This window comes from Streptomyces sp. SA15, from assembly GCF_002291145.1.
GTDB lineage: Bacteria > Actinomycetota > Actinomycetes > Streptomycetales > Streptomycetaceae > Streptomyces.
Window position 1 is genome coordinate 1 of record NZ_NTGE01000062.1, and the last position, 1,502, is coordinate 1,502.

General features: G+C 76.0%; 1 protein-coding gene and 1 pseudogene. One reads left to right on the forward strand and one right to left on the reverse strand.

Annotation, left to right across the window (positions count from 1 at the left end; all coding sequences use genetic code 11):
- Positions 1-315 (forward strand): annotated as a pseudogene (locus CLM62_RS51385) (hypothetical protein); the annotation flags it as partial.
- Between the two features lie 184 nt (positions 316-499).
- Here CLM62_RS51385 and CLM62_RS11110 read toward each other — a convergent pair.
- Positions 500-1,502 (reverse strand): alpha/beta hydrolase (locus tag CLM62_RS11110; protein ID WP_095749670.1); only part of this gene is annotated, 1,003 nt, incomplete at its 5' end.

The window sequence follows — 1,502 nt, forward strand, 5'->3', positions numbered from 1 at the left end:
AACGACGCCCCCGAGGTGCTCGCCTTCCACGCGCTGCTCTACGGCACTCCCTCCCTGGTCGCCCGCCTGTACGGCTACCAGGAGCGCTCCGAGGCCGCGCTCGCCGAGGCCCTCGGCGGCGGGCTGGGGGGCTGGGGGGTGGGGGGGGGGGGCGGTGGGGTGGGGCGGGGTCGCGGCCCGGGGGGCGGGGCGCGGGGCGGCGCGGGCGCCGCTGGTTCACAGCTGAGGGAGCGGCGGCCAGGGGTCGCGGGCGGACGAGTCGGAGCCTGGAGTCGCGCGGGATACGGGACGTCACGGGTGCAGTCTTCCGGTTGACGGTCCGAAAACCCAAACGGAATGCCAGGGCGGGCGACAGGGAGGGCCGGCGCCGGGCCCGTGCGGGTGGCCGGAGGCCGAGATCAGGCCAGTGGTACGGCGTTAAACGGAACCTGTGGGACCGGGCGGAGTGGGGCGACGGCGGGATGTCGGGAGGGTGGCGCAGCGGTGTCGAGGCGGTCGGTCACATCAGCGGGGTCAGGAAGCGGCGCATCGCCTCTTCGTAGGCCGTGGGGTCTGCGTTCCACATGGCCGCGTGGGGAGCGTCGCGCACCGTGTGCAGGGCGACCCGGTCGGGGCGGGCGGCGGCGAGGCGGCGGGAGTGGTCCCAGCGGGCCACCCTGTCGTCGGGGCCGTGGAAGATCAAGGTCGGCGCCGGGAGCTGGTCGGCGGCATCGGCCTCGGCTTCGGCGAGGCGGTCGCCGTACATGCCCGTGCGGCCCTGCGCGGCGCGTACCGCGAGCGGCAGCAGGGCGGCCGGGGTGTGGCGGGCGGCGGCGAGGGCGCGCAGGGTCGTCTCCCAGCTGAGCACCGGGGAGTCCAGGACGAGCCCCGAGATCCGGTCGCGCAGGCCGGAGTGCGCGCCGGCGCGCAGTGCCATCGTGGCGCCGGTGGACCAGCCGAGCAGGACGACCTGGCGGGCGCCGGACCGGGCGGCGTAGCCGATCGCCGCGTCCAGGTCGCGCCACTCCGTCTCGCCGAGATGGTTCAGTCCGTCCGGCGGGCGGGGGGCGCCGGGGTCGCCGCGGTAGGCGAGGGCGAGCACCGGGAAGCGGTGGCGGTGCAGGAACTCCATGACGTTCATGGGGTGTTCGCGAGTGGTGCCCAGGCCGTGCACCGCGATGATCCAGGTGTCCCGGACGCCGGGCACGAACCACGCGGGCAGGGAGCCGAGTTCGCCGGTGATGTCGACGTCGGCGTGGTCCAGGCCGAGGGCGGCGCTCGGGTTGCCGACGTGCACGTTGGGGGTGAGCCAGACCTTGTCGCCGGGCTTCAGGGTGCCGTACGAGACGCGTTCCAGGCGGCGTACGACGGTGTCGGCGGAGCGGGACTCCGCGCCGAGGACGGGCCCGACGACCGCGTGCGAGCCGTCGCCGCCGAGGCCGTAGATGCCGGGGCGCAGGGAGGCCAGGTCGCGGGTGAGGGCGATCCGGCCCGCGGCCGTCGCGTGCACGGTGAGCCGGGGT